Raw genomic sequence first — 19,521 nt, forward strand, 5'->3', positions numbered from 1 at the left:
AGGGCGCTGTCAGGCCGGTATCAGCCGAGGGCTCGACAGTGGTCACAGATCGAACGAACCCCCAGCTCGAAAGGCGAATATCATGACCAGCTTCCAGACCCCCGCCCCGATCGCCGTCACCGTCGACGTGCTCTCCGCCGACGTCACCGTGATCGCCTCGGACCGCGCCGACACCGTCGTCGAGATCCGCCCCGCCGACGCCACCAAGAAGGGCGATGTGCGCGCCGCCGAGCAGACCACGGTCGAATTCGACGGCGACACCCTGAGCGTCACGACGCCGCGGGACTGGCGGACCTACAGCCCGTTCGGCGGCAACCCCACCATCGCGGTGACCGTCGCGGTGCCCACCGGCTCCCGGCTCGCCGCCACCACCGGGGTCGGCCGCCTGCTGGTCACGGGCGAGATCGGGCAGTGCGACCTGGAGATCGCCGCGGGCGACATCATCGTCGAACAGCCCGGGGACTCGGTGACCGCGAAGACCGCCAAGGGCGATATCCGCATCGGCGAGGCCGTGCGCGGCGTGCTGCGCCTGGAGACGTCGGTGGGCGAACTCGAGGTGGGCATCCGCCCCGGCGGCGCACGGCTCGAGGTCAACGCGCTGAGCGGCACCGTGCAGAACATGCTGGATCCGGTCGCCTCGAACGCGGAGACCGTGCGGGTGCACGCGCGAAACGCGTTGGGCAACGTCGTGATTCGGCACGCGGCCACCGTCTGATCCGCCACCGATGAAGATCCGAGCGGACCGGGAGCGCTGCATCGGCGCGGGCATGTGCGTGCTCAGCGCTCCCGAACTCTTCGACCAGGACGACAACGACGGCCGGGTGCTGCTGCTGAGCGCGGCACCCGGCCCGGACGGCGAGGCCGCCGCCCGCGAGGCCGTCCGCATGTGCCCCTCCGGCGCGCTCACCCTCACCCCCTGATCCGAAAGGACCCTCCCATGACCCGCACGGTCCCCGTACCCCACGGCCTCCCCATGCACCGCGACGCGGGGCCGTTCGATCCGCCCCGCGACCTCACCCGGCTGCGCGCCGCCCACCCGGTCAGCCCGATGCTGTTCCCCGACGGCCACGAGGGCTGGCTCGTCACCGGATATGATGCGGCCCGAAAGTTGTTGGCGGACACCAGGTTCAGCTCGCGTCAAGACCTCGGCATCGTGCACGTACCGTTCGAGACGCCCGGGATGCCGGTGCCGACCGAACCGGCGCCGACGATCCCGGGCCTGTTCATCGCCATGGACCCGCCCGAGCACACCCGCCTGCGGCGCAAGCTGATCGGCGCGTTCACCGTCAAGCGCATGCGGCAGCTCGAGGACCACATCGTCGAGATCACCGAGCGTCGGCTCGACGAGATGGCCCGGCTCACCCCGCCGGTCGATCTGGTCACCGAGTTCGCGCTGCCGGTGCCCTCGCTGGTGATCTGCGAACTGCTCGGCGTGCCCTACGCGGATCGGGCGAATTTCCAGGTCAATTCGGCCAAGTTCCTGGTCCGGGACCAGTCGCTCGAGGAGAAGATGGGCGCCTACGGCGCGATGACCTCGTATCTGACCGACCTGGTCCTGAGCAAGCGCGCCGAACCGGGCGACGACCTCCTGTCCGATCTGGCCCGCGACGAGGACCTCGGCATCGACGAACTGGTGGGCATCGCGTTCCTGCTACTGCTCGCGGGCCACGAGACCACCGCGAACATGTTGGCGCTGGGCACCTTCGCGCTGCTCGAGCATCCGGAGCAGGCGGACCTGCTGCGCGCCGACCCCGAGCTGCTGCCCGACGCCGTCGAGGAACTCATGCGATACCTGTCGGTGGCCGACATCTTCTATCGCTACGCCACCGAGGACATCGAACTCGGCGGCGAGACCATCCCCGCGGGCTCGACCGTGGTCGTCTCGCTGCTGGCCGCCAATCGCGACCCCGAACGGTTCGAGGATCCGGACACCCTCGACATCCGCCGCAAGGCCCGCGGCCACCTGTCCTTCGGCCACGGCGTACATCAGTGCCTGGGTCAGCAGCTGGCCCGCATCGAGATGCGCGCCGGATTCGGCGGCCTGCTGCGCCGGTTCCCGGATCTCGCGCTCGCGGTGCCCGCCGACCAGGTGCCGCTGCGGACCGATATGAACATCTACGGGGTCCACGCCCTCCCGGTCACCTGGGGTTCTTGACCTTCACACCGTGACAAGGCGTTCACTGGCGGCCGGAGGTGATCATCATGAATTCGGTACTCGAGGCGCTGGCCGCGACGAATTCCTCGACGCGGTTGCGGGCCGCCCTGGCGATGGGGACGCGGCCCGAGCCCGGTTTCCTCGACGCGCTCGTGGATCGATGCGCGGTCGAACCGGACTTCTTCGTGCGGGACATGCTCACCTGGGCGCTGACCCGGCTCCCGGCCGAGCGCACAATGCCGCGGCTGCGGGCGGAGCTGCGGTCCGACCGCGCTCAGGCCCGCAGCCAGGCGTTGCATACGCTGTCCAAGATCGGGGATCCGGGTACGTGGCCCGCGATCACGCGGTCGCTGCTGCACGACGCCGACGACCAGGTGGCGCGCAGCGCGTGGCGGGCGGCGGTCGTGCTCGTCCCCGAGGACGAGCGGGCGGCGCTGGCGCGGGAACTGGCGGCCGAGTTCGGGCGCGGGGACCGGGAGACGCGGCTGAGCCTGAGCCGCGCGCTCGTCGCGCTCGGTGAGGTGATCGAGCCGGTGCTGCGAAAAGCCATGGCGGACAACGACTCCGCGGTGGCAGAGCACGCCCGGGCCACCGAACGGCTGTGGCACGATCCGGACGGCGGCTTCGACCTCGCCGTCGACGCGGCGAAACGGGTCGCGGCGCTCGGCCCGGACCGAGAGGAGAGGACCGATGCTGATCGGTGAGGTGGCGCACCGCTCGGGGGTGAGCGCCCGCATGCTGCGGCACTACGACACCCTCGGGCTGGTGCGGCCGACCGGCCGCACCGTGGGCGGCTACCGGGAGTACGCGCCGGAGGACATCCGGCGCATCTTCCACGTCGAGGGGCTGCGCTCGCTCGGGTTGTCGCTGCGCCAGATCGCGCGCGCCCTCGACGATCCCGAATTCGCCCCGGCCGCCCTGGTCGGAGAGCTCATCCGCGACACCGAGGAGCGGTTGCGGCGGGAGCGGGAACTGCTCGAACGCCTGCGCCGGGTCGACGCCGCCGACCCGGCCGGGTGGCCGGACGTGCTGCGCGTGGTGGAACTGCTGCGCGGGCTCGGATCGACGAATGCCGCACGGCGCCAACAGGTTCTGCTCACCGCGGCCGAGGAGGCGCCGATGCCCGCCGACGTGCTGGCCGAGGCGATCCTCACCGAATCCGATCCCAATGTCGCCGGGGCCCTGCGCTGGGCGCTGGCCCGGAGCGGCGACGACGCGGTCGCGAGCCTGTCACCCGGCCTCACCGCGGCCGACGCCGAGGTGCGGCAACGCGCCGCGCTGGCCCTGGCCGAACTGCCCGGCGACGAGTCCACCGCGCTGCTCACCGAGGCACTCACCGACACCGACCCGACCGTCCGCCGCACCGCCGCACTCGCCCTCGGCGCACGCGGCGACACCGCCGCGATCCCGACGCTGGTGGCCACCGTCGTCGAGGGCCCGAACGACGTCGAGGCGGCCGAGCTACTCGGCGCATTATCCCGAGACCCATTGTGGGCCAACCGAATCCTCACCGCCCTCACCGCCGAACTGGACGCCCACCCCGAACCCCCGATCCGCATCCGCCTCACCCAAGCCCTCGCCGAACTCCCGGGCACCCTGGCCCTGAACACCCTCCGCCGCCTCACCACCGACCCCAACCGAGCCGTCGCCCTGCTCGCCACGTCCCTGGTGTCGGCGCTCAGCCAGGCGGAATGAGCTGTACCGGAAGGCGACCGCGCTCCACCGGGCCGAGTAAGCAGCATCAGCCGAAGCCGAGGGCGCGCAGGCGCGCGGAGTGGGCAGCACCGGCCGAAACCGACCGCGCTCAGCCGGACTGAGTAAGCAGTACCGGCCGAAGACGACCGCTCTCAGCCGCGCGGAGTGAGCAGCACCAAGGGAATTCGCCGCGTGGTCCGCGCCTGGTAGGTCCCATAGCCCGGATACGCCTCGAGCACCCGCGGCCACAGCGCGTTCCGCTCGTCCGGGTCGAGGACGCGGGCGGTCATCGGCCGCGTCGGGCCGTGCTGGAACGAGACCTCGACGGCCGGGTCGGCGCGCAGATTGTGGTACCAGTCCGGGGAGACGTCATCCCCGCCGCGCGAGGCGACGATCAAATAGGTGTCGCCGTCCACGACGGGGACGGTCAGAATCACGGTGCGCGGCAAGCCCGTTCGGCGTCCCGTGGTGGTGAGGGCCAGGGTGGGCATCTTCTTGAAGCGGGTGCCGAGGCGGCCGCCGCTGAGGGTGAGCAGTGTGCGGTGCGCGGCGGTCGAGGTCTTCAGGAACAGGTCGGTGGCCGTCCGGCGGCGGCGGGTCGTTGTGGTCATGCCGGTAACGGTCCGGATGCGGCTTGTGAGCGACTAGGAGACCGTCAGCGTTCGAGCCGTTCGGTGGCGGCCGCGATCCATATCGGATTCCCGCAACGCCGGGCGACGGCCAGCCCGGCCCGGTAGTGCTCGGCGGCGAGTCCGATGTCCCCGCGCCGGGCGGCGAGATCGCCCAGCACGGTGTCGACCGGTCCGACCGCGTAGGCGCCGGTATCCGCGCCGCCGAGAAGATCGCGATACCGGAGCAGCTCCGCGTAGACCGCCGCGGCCTCCTCGTCCGTGCCCAGTTCGGCGGTGACCATGCCGCGCAGGGTGAGGAAGAACGACCGGAACAGATCGTCGCGCACCGGGCGCGACCGGCGGCGCACCCGTGCGGCCTCGGCGCGGTCACCCGCCCCGAGCAGGGTCAGCACCAGGAAGTCGACGAGGGCGTCGAGGGTCGCCGCGCTGCCCGTGCCCACGAATTCGGCGACCAGCCCGGCCAGTTCGCCGACCCGCCCCTGCTGGAGCCGCACCACGAACATGGCCATGGCCAGAATGCCGCCCGCGTTGAGAATGCCCGCGCGCGTGAGCATTTCGTCGGCACGCAGGTAATGCTGTTCGGCCGCGTCCGGATCGCCGGTGGCGAGCGCGACCAACCCGCGCGCCATCGTGTTGGCCACCTGCGCCTGCCGCCACTGGTAGCGATCGGCGAGCACGGTGGCCGCCTCGAGGTGTTCGACGAGCGCGGGGATGTCGGCGGCGAATCCCGCGGCCTGGATGGCGACGGTGTGTCCGAGCAGCAGGTAGTCCCCGCGCCCGGCGCGCCGCCCGATCTCGAGGAGTTCCGCGGCGAGCGGGCCGCGGTCGGCGTCGCGGTAGAGCGAGGCGCGGGCCTGCAAGGCGCGGGCGAGCAGGTCGTCGTCGCCGAGTTCGCGGGCCAGGGCCTCGGCCTCGGCGGCGGCACGCGCCGCCTGTTCGCCCGCCTCGCCGCCGATCTCGTCGACCAGGGTGATCAGCAATCGGCAGCGGTCGGCGGGGATGAGCCCGGGATGGCGCAGCGCGTCCTCGATCCACCCGATCACGCGGTGTTCGATCACGCCGTACAGGCGATTCATCCACGGGGTCGGGGTGTCCCAGGCGGTGCACGCCCGCACCACCAGATCGGTGCGCCCGGCCTCCTCGGCCAGCGCGGCGGCGCGATCGCGGGCGGTGCGGGCCGCCAGCCCGGCGCCGCCGGAGAGGTGGGCGCGCGCGGCCCGGCACAGCACGGTGACCCGTTCCTCGACGGTGTCGACTCCGGTCATCCGCTCGAGCGCCGCGACCGCGCGTTCGTATCCGGCCGCCGCGATGTCGTGGGCGTAGCGGCGCTCGGCGCGTTCGGCGGCGGCCACCGCGTAATCGGCCGCGCGCCTTGCTGTTTCGGGAGTCACGGATTCGACGTAATGATGGGCCAGGGCCGCGAGATCACCCGGATCGATCTCCTCGATGGCGGCCGCGATCCGCCGATGCCAACGGTCACGGCGGAGCCGGGACAGATCGCCGAGCAGCGTGTCCCGGACCAGCACATGAGTGAAACGCGCTCGGCCGCTGGCGGGTTCGTCCAACAGTCCGGCCAGCACCCCGGCCTCCACCGCGTCCAGCACGTCGTCCTCGGGGACCTCGGCCGCGCGCACCAGCACCGCGATATCGAATTCGCGCCCGATCACCGCGGCCAGCCGCAGCAACGCCACGCCGGTCTCGGGCAGCCGGGAAAGCCTGCGGCGCAAGACGTCCCGCACGCCGTCGGGCACCTCGGAGGCCGCGACCACCGCACCCTCGCTCCGCAGCAGCCGCGCGATCTCGGTGAGGTAGAACGGATTCCCACCGGTGCGCTCGTGCAGGGTTTCCACCACGTCCGCCGCCGGTGCGCTGCCGGTGCGGGCGGCGATCAGCCGAGCACTGTCGTCGATTCCCAAGCCGCGCAACCGGATTCGGGCGCGAACGGTGGTGGCGAAGGACGCGAGCGCCTCGGCCAGCGCGGGCGGGACCTCGTCGGGTCGATACCCGACGACGATCAGCCCCGGCACCCGGGTCGCCACGGCGGCGAGCAGGGCCGCGGTCTCGGTGTCGCCGCGATGCGCGTCGTCGAGCAGGATCGCCAGCGGTCCCCCGGCGGCCACCTCGGTGAGATATCCGCACACCGCGCGGTGCAGCAGGAACCGGCCGTGGGCGCCGTCGCCGTCCGGTGTTCCGGCGCCGTCGGTGAGCAGCGGCGCGAGGGCGGGCGCGAATTCGCCCGGGTCGTATTCGCGGGTCAGATCGCGCAGGATCTCCACCCATGGCCAGGCGGACGGGGCGGCGTCGTCCTCGGGACAACGCCCGACCACCACCCGGTGCCCGGACGCGCGCAGGGCCGCACCGAAATGCCGTAGCAGGGTCGACTTTCCGCTGCCCGCCTCACCGACGACGGTCGCCGCGCGGGAGCCGGTTCCGGTGGCGGCCTCACGCAGGGCCGCCAATTCCGCTGCGCGCCCGAGCAATTCGTCGCCCGGCTCGGACTGCGTTGGAACGTGAATTCCGCTATCCCCCACCGGTATCCGCTGGGCGCGGATGTCGCCCTCGAGCTCGACCAGCGCCGATTCCGGATCGATAACGTGGGCGCCGCTATCCCCCAACGGTATCCGCTGGTCGAGGATGTCGGCCTCGGACTCGATCAGCGCCGGTCCCGAATCGATAACGTGGACGCCCCTGTCCCCCACCGGGATTCGCTGGGCCAGGATGTCGCCCTCGAGCTCGATCAGCGCCGGACCAGGATCGATGCCGAGCTCGTCCGCGAGGACAGCGCGCGCCCGCCGCAGCGCCGCCAGCGCGTCGGCCTGGCGGCCCGCCCGGTAGCGGGCCAGCGCCGTCAGCCGCCACGCCTCCTCCCGCAGCGGATGCTCCGTGCACAGCACCTCGGCCTCGGCGGCGGCCAGCGCGAACTCGCCCAGGTCGAGCAGGGTGGCGGCGAGCCGCTCCCGGGCGACCAGCCGCAACTCCTCGAGCCGGGCCGCCTCCGCGACGGCCCACGGCTCCGCGGCGAAGGCCGCGTAGGCGGGGCCACGCCAGCGGGCCAGCGCCCGTTCGAGCACGCGTCGCCGCTCACGCGGATCCGATTGCCGCCCAACGGCTTCCAGTTCGGCCCCGAACTCCCACGCGTCCACATCCGCGGTGGCCAACCGCACCGCGTACCCCGGGGCCCGGCTGATCAGCACCGTGGCCGGGGCGCGCGGGGCGCGCTCGGGTTCCAGCAGCCGCCGCAGATTCGAGACGTAGGCCTGCAACGCGCCCAAGGCCCGCGGCGGCGGCTCACCCCGCCACAGATCGTCGATCAGGCGGTCGACGGGCACCACCTCACCCCGCGCGACCAGCAGCCGCGCCAGCACGCCGCACTGCCGCGGGCCGCCGAGATCGAGTTCACCACGCTGGTCCGCCGCGGTCAGCGCGCCGAGTACCCGGATCCGAACCATGACCCGCCAAGTCTAAGGACACGGCCCGCGCAGCGCCTTACAAGTGACCCGCAAGCGGCGCGCCGCACAGTCGGAGCCATGCACAGCACCACCACCGCGACCGCCCGCCCCGACACCTACGACATGGTCGTCGTCCACAACGCCTTCCGCCGCCACTGCACCGCCCTGCCCGGCCTCGTCGCCGCGGTCACCCCCGGCGACGTGGCCCGCGCCCGCCGCCTGGTCACCTTCTTCGACGAACTCGGCACCGGCCTGCACAGCCACCACACCGGCGAGGACGAACTCATGTGGCCGATCCTGCTCGACCGCGCGCCCACCGACGCCGGGCTGGTGCTGCGCATGGAGGAACAGCACGAGCGCATCGCCGAACTCACCGACCGCGCCCGGCGCGAGGCGGCCGAATTCGCCACCGCCGCAAACGTTTCCGTGCGCGACCGCCTCGCGGCCACCCTGCGCGCGCTCGCCGAGGCGCTCGACGAGCACATGGCCGAGGAGGAGCGGCACATCCTGCCCCTGGTCGAGGACGTCATGACCGTTCCCGAGTGGCAGGCGCTCGGCGAACGCGGCCGCGAGCACCTGCCCAAGGACCGGCAGCTGGTCTTCCTCGGCTTCATCCTCCAGGGCGTGCCCGCCGCGGACCGCCGCAAATTCCTCGCCGAGATGCCGCTGCCCGCCCGTCTGGCCTGGCGGTTGCTCGGCCGCCGCGCCTTCGCCAAGGAGTACCGCGAGATCTACCTCAGCGACCCGGAGTGAGTGCTCAGGCGTGCCTCGACGCTCAGCCCGCGTGCCGCCGCCCGCCCAGCGCCGCCGCCGTGACCACGCGCACGAGCCGCCCCCCGGCGCGCAGTTCGTACAGCCCGTCGGGCCGATGCTCCTCGGCGGGCACCACCACCAGGGCCACCCGCGGATCCCGGGCGGCGGCCCGGGTCAGCGCCGCCACCGTCTCCCCGTGCGTATTGCGGTCGAGAAACGTTCCGCCCCAATCGAATTCCCAATCGACGGCGCTCACCCGCATCGACGACCCCAGCGCCCAGGGACCGTCCCCGGGCGGAAGATGGCGCGCGTTGATGTAGCCGAGCACAACCAACGCGGGCTCATCCAAGGGCTTGCGCTTCGGGAGCATGGACAACTGCCTTCCAACCCCAACTGTTCGGTCCGGACACGATCGACTGGCCAGACGACGATAGCCGCCGATCCTTCCATCCGGACGAACCGCGCCACCCCTGGTGAAAGGTCACAAAACGAACCGGTCACTTCCCTATCGATCTTGGTCAGAATCCTCCGATTCCCTTGCCCAGCACCGCCGCTCCCAGCACCACCAGCACGATGGCCAGCACGGCGTGGTTATTGGCCTGCAACCAGCTCCGGGTCGTGCCGAGCACCCCGCGCAGGCGGTCCGCGGCGACGGCGTAGGCAAGGACGACGGCCAGGACGGAGGCCGCGGCGAGCACGGTGAAGACGACCACCGCGACGACCTTCCCACCCGAACCCAGCGCGCTCGTCCCGATGGTCACCCCCGCCGAGAGACACAGCAGCAGATTCTTCGGATTCACCGCGGCGAGCAGCGCGCCCAGCCCCGCGGCGCGCGGCGGACTCAAACCGTCGAGGGCGCGCATCCAGGCGGGCGGTTCGGCATCGGAGCGGCGACGCCACTGCGCGGCGGCCGCGCCGAACAGCAGCACCCCCAGAACGATCTTGATCCAGGACACCGCGGCGGACGGCTCCCGCGCATTCGTCGAACCTAACGCCGCCGCGACCACCACGAAAACAGTTGTGGCCGCGGCGATTCCGATGACCCAACCCCCGGCGTATCCGGCCGCCCGCGCGGCCGAACCCGACAGGATCACCAGAATCGCCGCCACCATCGGGATCGGCGAGATCGCCACGCCCACGGCGAGCGGCAGCAGATCCCCGAGGACCGGGCTCATCGACGGGTCAGATCTGCGGGCGCCAGGTGGCGACGGCCCAGATGACCACGACGTCGAGGGCGATCACCGCGACCGACCACCACGGGTAGAACGGCAGCCACAGGAAGTTCGCGAGGATCGACAGCGCCGCGATCCCGATCGCCGCGCCCCGCGCCCACGCCGCACCCGTCATCAGACCGAGCGCGCAGACCGCGAGAATCACCCCGAGAACGATGTGGACCCAGCCCCACCCCGTGAGATCGAATTTGTACACGTAGTCGGGCCCGGTCACGAACAGATCGTCGTTCGCGACCGCCGAGACGCCCTGGAGAAACGACAGCACACCCACGGTGAGCAGCAGCACCGCGGCACCGACCGAGGTCCCCGCGGCGATGCCCTGTCGAACCGAATGGTCTTCCGACGTGGTTGCCATAATGTGCTCCTTCCTGATCTCGCGACTGTCGCGCAGCTCGCCCGACCGCGCGTCACCCGAACAGGGTGAGCCGACCGAACTCATCCCGCGCGGATGAGGCGCACCCCCGCCCCCGGCACCAGGCTCACGCCCGAGGAGGTGAACGCCGGTGGCCGATTCCGTCCGATACCAGTTCGTCGTCGAGGGCGAACTGTCCGACCGCGCCTTGGCCGCCTTTCCCGAGCTGAATCGCAGCGAGCGTTCCCTGTCCGGTACCACCACGTTGTTCGGGGCGGTGCCCGACAGCAGTGCGGCGCGTGGGGTGCTCGCGCGTATCGACTCGCTGGGGTTGACGTTGTTGGAGATGTCGCGGTTGCCGGATTAGCTTGCGGTGCAAGCATTTTCGGTAACCCAGTGCGCCTGCACGCCGATGTACGCGACATCGGATACGGCCGTGGACGAGCCGGTGACGGTTCACATTCTGGCAGTTTTTTTCATTACCGAGGACGCGTTAACATTCGGTCACGCATGTTAGAAAAATCATTCAACGCTCCCCTCTACGACACCAGCGCCGTACACTGAGCCGAAAGCACCGCGACGAAAGGGTTCGAGTGAGCGTTATGGCCCATTTGCCCGCTCGCACCCCCGGGGAGCAGAAATGACTGACGCAGAAATAGCCTATCTCGAGAAGTTGGGCGATGAAGAGGTAGCGAAAGCGAAGGCCGACGGTATTTTCGATCCCGACGACCTCGCATGGATCAGGGAAGTATCCATAAAGCACGAACAGACCCTGTTGAGCCAAGCTCGGGGGGATTGGAAGGCGCTGCAACGCGCACTGGCGAACCCTTGGCGAAGCGCGGGCTCACGGTCGTAACAACTCCTGACCCACATCGGTCAGTTTTCGGACAACGGATTCAGCGGCCGTCGCGATCTTCATCGGAATGTTCGTGCCGTTCTTCGCTCGCATGGCGGCGAGCGTGACGATGCCGACCGTCAGCTTGGGATCGTTGTCGGCATCGAGCCGGATAGGTACGGCCAGGTACCGGTCCCAGCGCCCGCCGAGGTGGAGGATCCATTGCCGCCGTCGCGGACTCACCTCCGGCTTGTCCCGATCCGCTCGATCGAGCCAGACCGGTTTCCCCTCGATGAAGCTGCGCACCGACGCGTTGTCGGTGGTCAACTCGATATCCTCGAACTTCAAAATCTTTCGGTCGCTGAGTATGCCCATCGAACCGCCCCACAGGGCCAAACGGCGAGTTCCGTTCTCTCGGGGCAGATATCGTACCCAGAGTTCCAGCTTGTAGACCTCATTGGGGTCCTTGCCCCAAGTCTTGATCGATTTGAGTTCTTCGAGTCGAGCGATGAGCGTGCTGTGGATCTTGTCGTGGTCGCCAGCCACTTCACCCGCAATCCATCGGTCCCACCACGCACAGAGTCGCTCGCCGTACCGTTCCGGAGCCTTCGGCGACGCGCAGGCGTACTTCTCCAGATCCGCTCCCATTTCCGCGCAGGTGAGTATTTCTTGGCAGAATTGCGCGATCTGACTGTTGAAGTCCGGCATGAGAAGCTCGACGCCGTAGCGGTTCATCCGCTGCGCGAAATGCTCTCCGAGCCTGGGATAGGCATCCTTGCCGAATTTCGTCAAACCCGTCGCGCTGGCGGGCATGAGAGCGTAACGGCCCGGGTCGCCGCCGCTCGGAGCCCTGTCCCTGGTGGCGTGCAGACTGGCGAGCAAGGGCGGGTCGGTCAGGCTGGCCCCCAGGATCAGAATGCTCGAGCCGTCGAAGCTCGCGGTGAGTCTGCGGGTGACCGCCGACCGAACCGAGTGATAATTTCGCTCCGAAACCACAAGGGTACCGGTCGCGTTGTCCTTCGGCGGAACCCTTCCGTGGACGTAGACTATTTCGATCACTCCGCCCCCGTGAATCGAGGGCACCCGCCGAATCGGATCTTTGACGCCGAGACATCTCACGACGAACCCTGGTGTCCGGCACACCCTTCCGAGGGGCGCGAACTTTCTCAGATACGCGAAGAGTTCGTCCTCCAGGTAGGTGTCGTAGTTCGTGGTGATTACCGTGATACTTTTTCCCAGGACTGTGAGCCCTACGGCCAGTCGCACCACATTGCGGACCAGTACTCCCGACTTCCACACGGTCCCCTTGTAGAGTTTCTGCTGGAGAATGGGCACATGCGGGTTGACCAGGCCCGCATCCTCCGCATACTGCTCGTAGATCGACGACAGATCCAGCGGCGACAAGGTGTCCCGAAGATGAATCGCCTCCTCTTCGGTCAGATCGTTCGAGGACGTGTGATCACACAACTGCTTCAGCAGCTCGAATATCAGATCTCCCCACCCGAGCCCGGTCCGGTCGATGGTGACGCCCGCCCCGCAGTAGATGGTCAACTTCTCCGCTTTCGCGAGATCCACCACCGCTTTCGGGGTTTGATCGTTCGAGAAGAACGGATTGCTCGCACGGGCGTACTCGGAATTCATCGAAACACTTTCTTAACCGACCGTTCAGTTCGGTTGCCGACAGCTCACAGCACTCGGCGCTTTGCGGTCCGGGTATCCACGGTACTGCCGCCCTGGAAACCACGCAGAGAATTATGCCGAATCGAGAGCAATCAGGTCTCGTCATGCGACAACTCGACATGTCCAGAGGTTTCAGTACCCGAACCTGAGAAGCAATTCAGCAGATCGGAGCCGAGTTGCCCTCGAAGACCAGCACGGCACAGAAGGTCTTCGCGGTGACCCGCCAGATCGCCCCGGCACGGACAGCCGCGCCCTGCTGACCCGTCAGGGCCGGTTTCCCGTTGACCACGAGCGTGAAGGTGATGTCCGCGTGGTCCGGTGCCGTCTCGGCGACCCGCTCGACGATCGCCGTAGTCCCCTTGACTATCGGAGCGTCGGCCCGCGCCCGGAGGGTGTCGGCGAAGGCCCTGCCGTTCTCGACCAGGTCGATCTTCTCGTCGGTGGGGCTGTGGCCGTCGAAGAAGCGCTGGTAGGTCTCGGCAACCGTGAGGTTGGGCGGTCGTTCGGCAGAGCTGGCACAGGCGGAGATGAGCGCACACGCCAAAAGCGTTGCGCGGGTGGGGAATCGGCGGGCCATTGCGCGGGGTCCCTCAAAGGAAGCGGGGAAGCGGGGTCGGGCGCGAGAGTACCCGCGCGGACCGAATCGGTGAATCCGATGTCCCCACACTTCTGTAACGTGTTCTAATTCCCTGGTATCCCCATGATCGTCCGACGGAGAGTGCGATGGGATTTGTCGAGCCCGAACTGCCCGTGGTGGATGTGGCGCAGTGGAGCAAGGGCACGCGGAGTGAGCGGATTCGGCCGATGGCCGAGCACTGGGCACAGGTGGGGTTCGGGACGCCCGTGGTGCTGCATCTGTTCTATGTGGTGAAGATCTGTCTCTACGTTCTCGGAGCTTGGCTGGTCGTGCTGACCACCGATGGGATCGACGGGTTCACGCGGGCCGGGGCGTGGTGGTCGGAGCCGATCGTGTTCGAGAAGGTCGTGCTCTACACGATGCTGTTCGAGGTGGTCGGGCTCGGATGTGGGTTCGGGCCGTTGAACAATCGGTTCTTCCCGCCCATGGGATCGGTTCTGTACTGGTTGCGGGCGGGAACGATACGGCTGCCACCGTGGCCGCGGTACGTGCCGTTCACCTCGGGAGATGGCCGCACGCCGGTGGATGTCGCGCTGTACGCGGCGCTGCTGGTGACACTCGGGTGGGCGTTGGTGGCGGACGGGTCCGGGCCGTCGGCGGAGCTGGACAGCGCGGTCGGGCTGCTGCCGTGGTGGCACGTCGCGATCGTGCTCGGCGTGCTCGCGGTGCTGGGACTGCGCGACAAGGTGATCTTCCTGGCCGCGCGCGGCGAGGTCTACGCGTCGCTGGCGGTGGCCTTCCTGTTCGGCGGGGTGGACGCGATTGTGGGCGCCAAGGTCGTCTTCCTCGTCATCTGGATGGGCGCGGCGACCTCGAAACTGAACAAGCACTTCCCGTTCGTGGTGTCGACGATGATGTCCAACAGTCCGGTGGTGCGGCCGCGGTGGCTCAAACGCAGGTTCTTCGAACGCTTTCCGGAGGATCTGCGGCCGGGCCGGTTGTCCCGCGTCGTCGCGCACGCCAGTACCGCCGTCGAGATGCTCGTGCCGCTGGTGCTGTTCTTCTCCGGCGGCGGCTGGCCGACCGTGGTGGCCGCGATCCTCATGGTGTGCTTCCATCTGGCGATCCTGACCGCCATCCCCATGGGCGTGCCGCTGGAGTGGAACGTCTTCATGATCTTCGGCGTCTTCGCGTTGTTCGTGGCGCACGCCGACATTCGACTCGAGGATCTGCATCGTCCGCTGCTCGTGGCGCTGCTGTTCGTCGTCCTGGCCGGAACCGTCGCCGCGGGAAACCTGTTCCCGCGCAAGGTCTCCTTCCTGCCCGGCATGCGCTACTACGCCGGGAACTGGGACACCACCCTGTGGTGCGTGAAACCCTCGGCCGCCGCGAAGATCGGCACCGGCATCGTGGCCATCGCGAGCATGCCGCAGGCCCAGCTCGAGCGGTATTACGGCAAGGACCGCGCCCAGATCCCGCTGTATCTCGGCTATGCGTTCCGCGCCATGAACACCCACGGCCGCGCGCTGTTCAGCCTCGTGCACCGCGCGCTGCCCGCCGGTCGCCAGGACGAGTACACGATCACCGACGGCGAGCGCATCTGCAGCACCGCGATCGGCTGGAACTTCGGCGACGGCCACATGCACAACGAACAACTCATCGCCGCGATGCAGAAGCGATGCAATTTCGAGCCCGGTGAGGTGCGCGTGATCCTGCTCGACGCGCAGCCCATCCACCGCCAGGAGCAGCGGTATCGGTTGGTGGACGCGGCGACCGGGGAGTTCGAACGCGGTGTGGTGCGGGTGGCCGACATGGTGACCCGGCAGCCGTGGGCCGACGACGTGCCGGTCCACGATGTGAAGGAGACGCGTTGAGCGACAATCGAATTCCGGTCATCGTCGGTGTGGGTCAGGTGTCGGAACGGTTGGACGATCCGGATTACCGCGCGCTGTCGGCGGCCGAACTGGCGGCGCGGGCGGTGCGCGCGGCGGTCGCCGACACCGGTGCGGCGGACGCGGAGATGATCGCCGCGCTCGACACGTTCGTCGCCGTGCGCGCCTTCGACGCGTCGAGCCCGTACGCGCAGGCGGTCCTCGGCGCGCCCGACAATGTGCCGCGCGCGGTCGCCGCCCGGATCGGGGCCCGGCCGCGGCGGGCGATCCTCGGCCCCACCGGCGGGCAGGGGCCGCAGCAGCTGGTGACCGAGTTGTGCGAGGCGATCGCGGCCGGAACATCCGACGGCGCGGTGCTTTTCGGCGCGGAGGCGATCTCCACGGTCCGCTCCCTCGCGACCCGCCCGGCCGACGAACGCCCGGATTTCACCGAGCGCGTCGCCGGGTCGCTCGACGACCGCGGTTACGGCATCGAGGGCATGACCCCGGCCCAGGCCGTCCTGCACCAGCTGGTGGAACCGGCGGTGTCCTACACCGTGCTGGACAATGCCCGCCGGGCCCGGCTCGGTGTGTCGCGGGCGGACTACGCGCGGGCGATGGGCGAGTTGTTCGGCCGCTTCAGCGCGGTCGCCGCCGCCAATCCCCATGCGGCGTCGCCCATTTCGCGCGACGCGACCGCGTTGATCACCGTGGACGATCGCAATCGGCGCATCACCGACGCCTACACCCGGCTGCTGGTCGCGCGGGAGCAGGTCAATCAGAGCGCGGCGATCGTGCTGGTGTCGTTGGAAACCGCGCGGCGGCTGGGCGTTCCCGAGGACCGGATGGTGTTCCTGCGCGGCCGCGCCGACCTGACCGAGCGCGAACTGTTGCGGCGCCCGGACCTGAGCCGTAGTCCGGCCGCGGTCGCCGCGGTGCGGACCGCGCTCGACATGGCCGGGATCACGCTGGACGACGTCTCGGCGCTGGATCTGTACAGCTGTTTCCCGATCGCGGTGTTCAACCTCTGCGACGGGCTCGGCCTGGCTCCCGACGATCCGCGCGGGCTCACCGTCACCGGCGGGCTGCCGTACTTCGGCGGGCCCGGCAACAACTATTCGACCCATGCGATCGCGGAAATCGTTGCGCGCGTGCGGGATCGGCCGGGAAGTCACGGGCTGGTGGTGGCAAACGGCGGGATCCTCAGCAAGCATTCGGTGGGCGTCTACTCGACCGCGCGCGGGCCGTGGGAACCGTCTCGTTCGGCGCTCGCGCAGGACGAATTGAACCGCGCGCCAATGGTTTCGGTGGTGTATCACGCGGACGGCGAGGCGACGATCGAGAGTTACGCGGTCCGCTACGAACGGGACGGCACGCGGGTCGCTGTCGTGGTGGGCCGGCTCGACGACGGCCGCCGGTTCCTCGCCAATCCGGCCGATGACGAGCTCGCCGACGCCCTGGCGGGCGACGGTGAGCCGATCGGCACGCGCGTGGTGGTTCGCGCCACCGACGCGGGCAATCGGGTCGCCCGTAGCAGGGCCGTACTGGACCAGCGCCTCGGCCGTCCGAACCCGGTGATCCGGGACGACTACGCGCATATCGCCGTCTCGCGCGGCGAGCATGTGCTCGAGGTGGTGATCGATCGGCCCGACAACGGAAACACGCTCACCGCGGCGGCGCAGCGCGAGCTCGACGAGATCTTCACCGCCTTCGAACGCGACAAGGACCTCTGGGTCGCGATCCTCACCGGCGCGGGTGAGGAAACCTTCTGCACCGGAACGGATTTCGACGAGATCGCCTCGCCGTTGCAGCTGTTGTCTCGCTCCCCCAACGGTTTCGGCGGTCTGGCGGCCCGGCGGATGTCCAAACCGATCATCGCCGCGGTGAACGGCCGCGCCGACAGCGGCGGCCTCGAACTCGCCCTCGCCTGTCATCTGATCGTGGCCGACGAGTCCGCGTCGTTCGCCTTGCCGGACACCGCCTTCGGCCAGGCTCCCGGTCCCGGCGTGCTCGCCCGGCTCCCCCGCGCGGTCGGCCGGGCCCTCGCCCACGACATGATCCTCACCGGCCGCCGCCTCGACGCCACCGAGGCCGCCGCCGCGGGACTGGTCGCCCGCACCGCCCCCACCGGCAAGGCCCTGGCCGTCGCCCGCGACATCGCCGCCGACATCGTGTCCCGCTCCCCCATCGCCCTTCGCGCATCGCTGACCTTCCTCTCCGAGACCGAGACCACCGATCCAGCCGAAGCGGCAGCCCACCCCGAGCCCCTCCTCGACACCCTCATCGCCCACCACGACCCGGTCGAGGGGCTCGCCGCCCGCCGCGAGGGCCGGGAACCACGCTGGCGCAACAGCTGAACGCCCCTGCCCGCACGGCCCGCCCGGACGGGCTTGGTCGAGCGGCTGGCCACCCAACGCGCGGCCCGGGAACCGCACTGGCACAACAGCTGAACACCTGCCCGCGCCACTCACCCAGACGGGCTCGGTCGAGGGCTGGTCGCCCGGCACGCGGGCGGGGAGCCCCGCTGGCGCAACAGCTGAACGGCCCTGCCCGCGCGGCCCCGCCCGAACGGGCTTGTTGAGCGGCTGGCCGCCCTCCGCACCGTCCGCGAAGCGCGCTGGTGCAACAGCTAAACGGCCCTGCCCGCGCCGCTCGCCCGGATCGGCTCGGTTGAGCGGCTGGTCGCCCGGCACGCGGGCCGGGAACCGTGGTGGCGCAACAGCTGAACGGCCCTGCCCGCGCCGCTCGCCCGGATCTGCTTGGTCGAGCGGCTGGCCGCCCGACGCGCGGCCCGGAAACCACGCTGGCGCAACAGCTGAACGCCCCTGCTCGCACCGCTCGCCCGGATACGCTTGGAGCAGCGCCTGTTTCGGCGTGTTCGCACGAGTAGGGGGTGTGACGGCGTGCTGGTCGTGAATGGTGAGCGCCGTGGGATTCCGCCGACCGAGCGTATGGTGCTGGACTGGCTGCGCGGGTGGAACGGTACGTACAAGATTGTCGGCGTGGCTGTTTCGGGGTGTTATGTGCCCGATCGGCGTGGTGGGACGCGGGCCGACGAGACGGATCTGGTGGTCATTACTCCCGAGGCGTGTGTCGTCGTGGAGGTCAAGGGGATTACCGCACCCGTGGGCGGGATCCTCGACTGTCCTCCCGGTGGGCCGTGGACGCTCGAGGGTTTCGACGGGAGTCCGCTGCACGTCCGCGCGGGCGACCAGAATCCGCTGGATCAGGTGAGCGGCGCGATGTACGGGCTGAAGAACCTCACCAAACGGCTGGGCCTGGAGACCTTCGTATCCGGCCTCGTCCTGATCATGACCCAGCCGGGCCAGGAGATCACCCTGCGCAAGGAGCAATCACGCACCGGCATGGACGTTCTCGTCGCCGACCCCGCCGAACTCCGCGCCTGGTTCCGCCGCGCCGCCCGCCGCAAATCCGTCCGCGGCGCGGAGCAGACCCACGCCCTCCTCGAGGCCCTGAACTTCGGCCGTTCACTCACCATCGCCGACCTCGTCGCCGAGGGATTCGACTCGGAATCCCCTGCGCCGCAACATGACTGGCCTACCCAGCCGCCGCACCCCTCCGACCAGTCCCCACCCATTACCCGCCTCCCAACCGGCGAACCCTCCCCCCAGATCCCACCTTCCGCCACCGCAAACCCCGATCCGGAACCATCCGCCCACCGCCTGACGATTCCCCCGGGCCTGAAGTCCACCCCCAACCCCGCTTCAGGCGCGGCCACCCCCACCGACGAGCCGTCCCGCCACCCGAAGACGCCGGGGCTGAAACCCACCCCACCTCCCGAAACGGCCGGCCCCACCCACCGCCTGACGAACCCACCCGGCCTGAAATCCACCCCGACCCCCGGCCCCTCACCGAGCACGACCACCCCCACTGACGGCCCCACCCGCCGCCTGACAACCCCGCCGGGCTTGAGATCCTCCCCACCACCCGAACCCCCGCCGACCACGACCCCACCCGCCCGCAGCCCAGCCCGCCGCCGCGTCCCGGGATTGCAAGCCGTAGTAGCCGTCGCACTTCTCGCCGTGGTGGCAGTCGTCTTTTGGCTCGTGGTGCACGGCCGCGTCGGAGTCGGCCCCGGCGGTGCGGGTACGACCACACCCGTCACCCCGTCGGTCGTGGAGCAATCGCCCCAACCACCGCAGGCACCCCCACCCCCACGGCCGACCGCGTGTTACCCCTTGCAGCCGAACTGTTGAGCCGACCCTCGACGATCGAACCGCGACCGTTTCGAATTCGCGATCCGAGGTAGCCGGGCCCCGAAGGTTCCAG

General features: G+C 69.7%; 18 protein-coding genes. 11 read left to right on the forward strand and 7 right to left on the reverse strand.

All coding sequences use genetic code 11. The features are described from left to right. Positions 1-82: 82 nt before the first annotated feature. From ACWDSJ_RS06635 to ACWDSJ_RS06655, 5 genes are read left to right on the forward strand one after another with little or no spacing between them, the layout of a single operon-like run. Positions 83-715: a DUF4097 family beta strand repeat-containing protein gene (locus ACWDSJ_RS06635; RefSeq protein ID WP_450029752.1), complete on the forward strand. Its 633-nt coding sequence runs from the start codon at positions 83-85 to the stop codon at positions 713-715. A 10-nt stretch (positions 716-725) separates the two neighbouring features. Then, positions 726-920 carry a ferredoxin gene (locus tag ACWDSJ_RS06640; protein WP_450029754.1) on the forward strand — a complete coding sequence of 65 codons (195 nt, stop codon included), beginning with the start codon at positions 726-728 and terminating at the stop codon, positions 918-920. A 17-nt stretch (positions 921-937) separates the two neighbouring features. Next, positions 938-2,155, forward strand: a complete 1,218-nt coding sequence (locus ACWDSJ_RS06645) for a cytochrome P450 (protein WP_450029756.1) — start codon at positions 938-940, stop codon at positions 2,153-2,155. Between the two features lie 47 nt (positions 2,156-2,202). Then, positions 2,203-2,859, forward strand: coding sequence for a HEAT repeat domain-containing protein (locus ACWDSJ_RS06650; protein WP_450029758.1), 657 nt, complete (start codon positions 2,203-2,205; stop codon positions 2,857-2,859). After that, positions 2,846-3,850 carry a HEAT repeat domain-containing protein gene (locus ACWDSJ_RS06655; protein ID WP_450029760.1) on the forward strand — a complete coding sequence of 335 codons (1,005 nt, stop codon included), beginning with the start codon at positions 2,846-2,848 and terminating at the stop codon, positions 3,848-3,850. The genes ACWDSJ_RS06650 and ACWDSJ_RS06655 overlap by 14 nt, the downstream gene beginning before the upstream one ends. A gap of 152 nt (positions 3,851-4,002) precedes the next feature. Here ACWDSJ_RS06655 and ACWDSJ_RS06660 read toward each other — a convergent pair whose 3' ends face one another. Together ACWDSJ_RS06660 and ACWDSJ_RS06665 are read right to left on the reverse strand one after the other, a co-directional pair. Continuing rightward, positions 4,003-4,461, reverse strand: coding sequence for a nitroreductase family deazaflavin-dependent oxidoreductase (locus ACWDSJ_RS06660; RefSeq protein ID WP_450029762.1), 459 nt, complete (start codon positions 4,459-4,461; stop codon positions 4,003-4,005). A gap of 44 nt (positions 4,462-4,505) precedes the next feature. Further along, the gene (locus ACWDSJ_RS06665; RefSeq protein WP_450029764.1) at positions 4,506-7,931 is read right to left on the reverse strand and encodes a BTAD domain-containing putative transcriptional regulator; all 3,426 of its coding nucleotides are present in this window, start codon (positions 7,929-7,931) and stop codon (positions 4,506-4,508) included. Between the two features lie 78 nt (positions 7,932-8,009). Here ACWDSJ_RS06665 and ACWDSJ_RS06670 point away from each other — a divergent pair, with 78 nt between their 5' ends. Then, a complete protein-coding gene (locus tag ACWDSJ_RS06670) occupies positions 8,010-8,684 on the forward strand; it encodes a hemerythrin domain-containing protein (RefSeq protein WP_450029766.1) in 675 nt (224 codons plus the stop codon). A gap of 22 nt (positions 8,685-8,706) precedes the next feature. On the opposite strand, the gene ACWDSJ_RS06675 is transcribed toward ACWDSJ_RS06670, so the two are convergent. From ACWDSJ_RS06675 to ACWDSJ_RS06685, 3 genes are all read right to left on the reverse strand, one after another. Next, positions 8,707-9,054, reverse strand: a complete 348-nt coding sequence (locus ACWDSJ_RS06675) for a hypothetical protein (protein WP_450029768.1) — start codon at positions 9,052-9,054, stop codon at positions 8,707-8,709. Positions 9,055-9,202: 148 nt separating this feature from the next. Then, on the reverse strand, positions 9,203-9,859 hold the full coding sequence (locus tag ACWDSJ_RS06680) for a GAP family protein (protein ID WP_450029770.1): 657 nt from the start codon (positions 9,857-9,859) through the stop codon (positions 9,203-9,205). A 7-nt stretch (positions 9,860-9,866) separates the two neighbouring features. Next, entirely contained in the window at positions 9,867-10,271 is a 405-nt protein-coding gene (locus ACWDSJ_RS06685; RefSeq protein WP_450029772.1) for a DUF7144 family membrane protein, read from the reverse strand. A 148-nt stretch (positions 10,272-10,419) separates the two neighbouring features. On the opposite strand from ACWDSJ_RS06685, the gene ACWDSJ_RS06690 reads away from it, so the two are divergent. Both ACWDSJ_RS06690 and ACWDSJ_RS06695 read left to right on the forward strand, forming a co-directional pair. Continuing rightward, positions 10,420-10,635 carry a hypothetical protein gene (locus ACWDSJ_RS06690; RefSeq protein WP_387370649.1) on the forward strand — a complete coding sequence of 72 codons (216 nt, stop codon included), beginning with the start codon at positions 10,420-10,422 and terminating at the stop codon, positions 10,633-10,635. Positions 10,636-10,908: 273 nt separating this feature from the next. Next, positions 10,909-11,124, forward strand: a complete 216-nt coding sequence (locus ACWDSJ_RS06695) for a hypothetical protein (RefSeq protein WP_450029774.1) — start codon at positions 10,909-10,911, stop codon at positions 11,122-11,124. On the opposite strand, the gene ACWDSJ_RS06700 is transcribed toward ACWDSJ_RS06695, so the two are convergent. Both ACWDSJ_RS06700 and ACWDSJ_RS06705 read right to left on the reverse strand, forming a co-directional pair. After that, entirely contained in the window at positions 11,113-12,744 is a 1,632-nt protein-coding gene (locus ACWDSJ_RS06700) for an SIR2 family protein (protein ID WP_450029776.1), read from the reverse strand. The two genes, ACWDSJ_RS06695 and ACWDSJ_RS06700, sit on opposite strands and share 12 nt — an antisense overlap. Positions 12,745-12,940: 196 nt before the next feature. After that, positions 12,941-13,360 (reverse strand): hypothetical protein, encoded by a 420-nt coding sequence (locus ACWDSJ_RS06705; protein ID WP_450029778.1) that lies wholly within the window; start codon positions 13,358-13,360, stop codon positions 12,941-12,943. 146 nt (positions 13,361-13,506) lie between these two features. On the opposite strand from ACWDSJ_RS06705, the gene ACWDSJ_RS06710 reads away from it, so the two are divergent. The 3 genes from ACWDSJ_RS06710 to ACWDSJ_RS06720 all read left to right on the forward strand — a co-directional run bounded on the left by ACWDSJ_RS06710 (position 13,507) and on the right by ACWDSJ_RS06720 (position 19,448). After that, positions 13,507-15,234, forward strand: a complete 1,728-nt coding sequence (locus tag ACWDSJ_RS06710; protein ID WP_450029780.1) for a DUF3556 domain-containing protein — start codon at positions 13,507-13,509, stop codon at positions 15,232-15,234. Next, positions 15,231-17,588 (forward strand): acetyl-CoA acetyltransferase, encoded by a 2,358-nt coding sequence (locus tag ACWDSJ_RS06715; RefSeq protein WP_450029782.1) that lies wholly within the window; start codon positions 15,231-15,233, stop codon positions 17,586-17,588. The genes ACWDSJ_RS06710 and ACWDSJ_RS06715 overlap by 4 nt, the downstream gene beginning before the upstream one ends. Positions 17,589-18,134: 546 nt before the next feature. Next, positions 18,135-19,448, forward strand: coding sequence for an NERD domain-containing protein (locus ACWDSJ_RS06720; RefSeq protein WP_450029784.1), 1,314 nt, complete (start codon positions 18,135-18,137; stop codon positions 19,446-19,448). The last annotated feature ends 73 nt before the right edge of the window (positions 19,449-19,521 follow it).

The sequence above is a fragment of the Nocardia sp. NPDC003482 genome (assembly GCF_053588115.1).

Excerpts from the sequence above, each read along its gene's own strand:
- ACWDSJ_RS06710 (WP_450029780.1), top strand. The coding sequence starts at position 13,507 with ATGGGATTTGTCGAGCCCGAACTGCCCGTGGTGGATGTGGCGCAGTGG.
- ACWDSJ_RS06660 (WP_450029762.1), bottom strand. The coding sequence starts at position 4,461 with ATGACCACAACGACCCGCCGCCGCCGGACGGCCACCGACCTGTTCCTG.
- ACWDSJ_RS06685 (WP_450029772.1), bottom strand. The coding sequence starts at position 10,271 with ATGGCAACCACGTCGGAAGACCATTCGGTTCGACAGGGCATCGCCGCG.
- ACWDSJ_RS06650 (WP_450029758.1), top strand. The coding sequence starts at position 2,203 with ATGAATTCGGTACTCGAGGCGCTGGCCGCGACGAATTCCTCGACGCGG.
- ACWDSJ_RS06645 (WP_450029756.1), top strand. The coding sequence starts at position 938 with ATGACCCGCACGGTCCCCGTACCCCACGGCCTCCCCATGCACCGCGAC.
- ACWDSJ_RS06665 (WP_450029764.1), bottom strand. The coding sequence starts at position 7,931 with ATGGTTCGGATCCGGGTACTCGGCGCGCTGACCGCGGCGGACCAGCGT.
- ACWDSJ_RS06675 (WP_450029768.1), bottom strand. The coding sequence starts at position 9,054 with ATGCTCCCGAAGCGCAAGCCCTTGGATGAGCCCGCGTTGGTTGTGCTC.
- ACWDSJ_RS06670 (WP_450029766.1), top strand. The coding sequence starts at position 8,010 with ATGCACAGCACCACCACCGCGACCGCCCGCCCCGACACCTACGACATG.
- ACWDSJ_RS06635 (WP_450029752.1), top strand. The coding sequence starts at position 83 with ATGACCAGCTTCCAGACCCCCGCCCCGATCGCCGTCACCGTCGACGTG.
- ACWDSJ_RS06700 (WP_450029776.1), bottom strand. The coding sequence starts at position 12,744 with ATGAATTCCGAGTACGCCCGTGCGAGCAATCCGTTCTTCTCGAACGAT.
- ACWDSJ_RS06680 (WP_450029770.1), bottom strand. The coding sequence starts at position 9,859 with ATGAGCCCGGTCCTCGGGGATCTGCTGCCGCTCGCCGTGGGCGTGGCG.
- ACWDSJ_RS06655 (WP_450029760.1), top strand. The coding sequence starts at position 2,846 with ATGCTGATCGGTGAGGTGGCGCACCGCTCGGGGGTGAGCGCCCGCATG.
- ACWDSJ_RS06695 (WP_450029774.1), top strand. The coding sequence starts at position 10,909 with ATGACTGACGCAGAAATAGCCTATCTCGAGAAGTTGGGCGATGAAGAG.
- ACWDSJ_RS06705 (WP_450029778.1), bottom strand. The coding sequence starts at position 13,360 with ATGGCCCGCCGATTCCCCACCCGCGCAACGCTTTTGGCGTGTGCGCTC.
- ACWDSJ_RS06640 (WP_450029754.1), top strand. The coding sequence starts at position 726 with ATGAAGATCCGAGCGGACCGGGAGCGCTGCATCGGCGCGGGCATGTGC.